Source organism: Streptomyces solincola, assembly GCF_002982015.1.
GTDB lineage: Bacteria > Actinomycetota > Actinomycetes > Streptomycetales > Streptomycetaceae > Streptomyces > Streptomyces solincola.
In genome coordinates, this window is the sequence record NZ_PVLV01000542.1 from 1 (window position 1) to 2973 (window position 2973).

A 2973-nucleotide genomic window follows, 5' to 3' on the forward strand; every position below is an offset into this window, starting at 1 on the left:
GGGATCAGGCGCCGACGCGTCCGCGAGGGGCCGGGGTTCCCGCGGGCGCCGGGCCTATGCGGCGGGGCCGCGGCTGCCCGGAACGCACCGGCCCGCCGATCATTGTCCGGCCGGTCAGGGGGGGGGCGGAAAGCCGTGGCGGCAGGGGCCGAAGGGGGGCGGGAGGGGCGGGGCGCCGGGGATCGGGGGTGTCCCCCGGCGCCCGCCGTGCCCGTCAGTAACCGGCGTGCTGCGGCCGCTGGTAGGGGTCGTGGTAGCCGGCCGGCGTCGCCATCGGGCGCGGGGCCGCTGCCGGGCGCATCGCCTCGTACCCGCCGGCCACCGGCCGGGCCTGCTGGACCGGCTGCGGATAGCCGTAGCCGCGCGGGGCGGACTGCTGCTGCGGGATGTACGGCGCGGGCGTCTGCTGCAACGGCGCGGGCTGCGGGGCCGGCTGCTGCGGATAGCCGTAGCCGCCGCCGTAGGAGGGCTGCGGGTGCTGGCCGGCCGGGGACGGCAGGGCGGGCAGCGCCGGCAGATAGGAAGCCGGGACGTCATACGCGGCGGGCACTCGGATCGGGGCGATCTGAGGCGTGCCCCGCTCCGCGACCAGGGAGTCGTAGATCGGGGTGTCCGGGAACGGCGGCGCGCTGTAGTACGCGCCACCGTAGGAGGCACGGGGGGAGGTCATGGCTCATAAGGTAAGCGGTGATGTGCCGATTGGGGAGGCCGGTAAGCGGGTTGTTTCACGGGGGTCCCGTGACGGCGGCGCGCCAATGCGAGCGAACACGGGAAAAACGGTCACCGTCCGTGTAAAGGCCAGGCAGCGCAAGGGTTACCGGCGAGTCCCGGATCGCCTCGCGGAGCCGCCCGCCGCACGCGGAAAGGCAGGAAATCACCGCCCGCCGGGTGCTCCCGTCCGATGTGTGAGCGCGGTAAAGGCGGGGAGCGTGAGGCCGCTATAAGGAAACCGCGAAGATCGGGAACGACCGGTGATCTTCCCGGGAATTCCACGGATGATCACCGATCACGCCGAGCGGGTCTTCGAGCCGATTTCCGCCTGCCGGAAATAGCGTGCGTTCCGGCCGACTCCCGTGCCCCGCGGCCAGTATGACCCTACGTCAGGCCGGGTGTTCCGGAGCGGCCGCCTCCGCACGCCGGCCGGCCGGCCCGGCGTCCGGGCGCGGATAGGTGCGGCCCTTCCACTGCGCCCCGCGTCCCCGGTAGTGCCGCACCGCCGAGTCCACCGTCATGCACAGGTACAGCGCCGCCGTCACCGGCAGCGCCGGCGCCTGCCACAGCGACTGCCGGTAGTAGCGCAGCATCGGCGCGTACGAGGCCGCCATCGCCGCCCACGCCGCCGCGCCCAGCGCCCCCGCCGCCGCGTCCCCCGCCAGCAGTCCCGCGGCCACCGCCGCCGGCGGCGCGAGGAACACCAGGCCCAGCCCCGCCACCGCCGCCACCAGCACCAGCGGGTGGTGCCAGAGCTGGGCGTACGCGCAGCGCGCCACCATCGACCACAGGTCCGCCAGCCCCGGGTACGGGCGCACGCTGTCCACCCGGTCGGCGAGCCCCAGCCACAGCCTCCCGCCGGCCCGCCGCACCGCCCGCGCCAGCGAGACGTCGTCGATGACGGCCTGCCGGTACGCCTCCGGCACACCGGCCCGCACCGCCGTGGCGGTCCGCAGCAGGACGCAGCCGCCGGCCGCGGCCGCCGTCCGCGCCCCGGCCCGGTTGACCCACCGGAACGGATAGAGCATCGCGAAGAAGTAGACGAACGCCGGCACGATGCGCCGCTCCCAGCCGCCGGCCGTCCGCAGCCGCGCCATCTGCGAGACCAGGTCGAGCCGGCCGGCGCTCGCCGCGGCCACCAGCCGCCGTACGCTGTCCGGCTCGTGGGCGATGTCCGCGTCCGTCAGCAGCAGGTACTCCGGTCCGCCCTCCCGCGCCGACCGGGCCAGGGCGATGCCGTGCCGCACCGCCCACAGCTTCCCCGTCCAGCCCGGCGCGGGCGCCCCCGGCGAGGAGACGGTCACCCGCCGCCCGCCGTGCCGGGCGGCCAGCTCCCTGGCCAGCGCGCCGGTGCCGTCGGTACTGCCGTCGTCCACCAGGAAGACCGCGAGCCGGCCCGAGTAGTCCTGGGTCAGCAGCGACGGCAGGGTGCGCGGCAGCAGCTCCGCCGCGTCCCGGGCGGGCACCACCACCGCCACCGACGGCCACCGGTCCGCCTCCACCGCCTCCTCGGCCGCCTCCGGCAGCCGCTGGTCGGTACGCCAGTAGAAGCCGCGGCCCAGCAGCAGCCAGCCCCAGGCGACCACCGAAGCCAGGGCGATCCACGCAATGGTGCTCATTCGCCGCAGTCTGCCCCACAACGGAGGGAAGGCAAGGGCCGTCGGCTAGGGTGACCGGGTGAAGATCGCCCTCATGGACTCCGGAATCGGCCTGCTCCCGGCGGCCGCCGCGGTGCGCAGGCTGCGCCCGGACGCCGAGCTGGTGCTCTCCTCCGACCCCGACGGAGTGCCCTGGGGGCCGCGCACCACCGAGGACATCACCGCGCACGCCCTGGCCACCGCCAGGGCCGCCGCCGCCCTCGAGCCGGACGCACTGGTCGTCGCCTGCAACACCGCCTCCGTGCACGCGCTGGCCGCGCTGCGGGCCGAACTGGAGCCGGCGCTCCCGGTCATCGGCACCGTCCCGGCCATCAAGCCGGCCGCCGCGGCCGGCGGCGCGGTCGCCATCTGGGCCACCCCCGCCACCACCGGCAGCCCCTACCAGCGCCGGCTCATCGCCGACTTCGGCGGCGCCGCCCAGGTCACCGAGGTGCCCTGCCCCGGTCTCGCCGACGCCGTCCAGCACGCCGACGAGGACGCCATCGACGCCGCCGTCGCCGCGGCCGCCGCGCTCACCCCCGACGACGTGTCCGCCGTCGTCCTCGGCTGCACCCACTACGAGCTGGTCGCCGAACGCATCCGGGCCGCCGTCCAGACGCCCGCC

The 2973-nt window shown here is 76.0% G+C and carries 3 protein-coding genes; 1 reads left to right on the top strand and 2 read right to left on the bottom strand.

Annotated features, from left to right (window positions below; genetic code table 11):
- Positions 1–214 precede the first annotated feature (214 nt).
- Entirely contained in the window at positions 215–670 is a 456-nt protein-coding gene (locus tag C6N75_RS26730; protein ID WP_105871445.1) for a DUF6643 family protein, read from the bottom strand.
- Positions 671–1100: 430 nt separating this feature from the next.
- A complete protein-coding gene (locus C6N75_RS26735) occupies positions 1101–2330 on the bottom strand; it encodes a glycosyltransferase (RefSeq protein WP_105871446.1) in 1230 nt (409 codons plus the stop codon).
- Positions 2331–2388: 58 nt separating this feature from the next.
- On the opposite strand from C6N75_RS26735, the gene C6N75_RS26740 reads away from it, so the two are divergent.
- The coding region (locus C6N75_RS26740; RefSeq protein ID WP_105871447.1) for a glutamate racemase at positions 2389–2973 on the top strand (585 nt) is incomplete at its 3' end.

Coding starts and splice junctions, on each gene's coding strand:
- C6N75_RS26730 (WP_105871445.1), bottom strand. CDS start 670: ATGACCTCCCCCCGTGCCTCCTACGGTGGCGCGTACTACAGCGCGCCG.
- C6N75_RS26735 (WP_105871446.1), bottom strand. CDS start 2,330: ATGAGCACCATTGCGTGGATCGCCCTGGCTTCGGTGGTCGCCTGGGGC.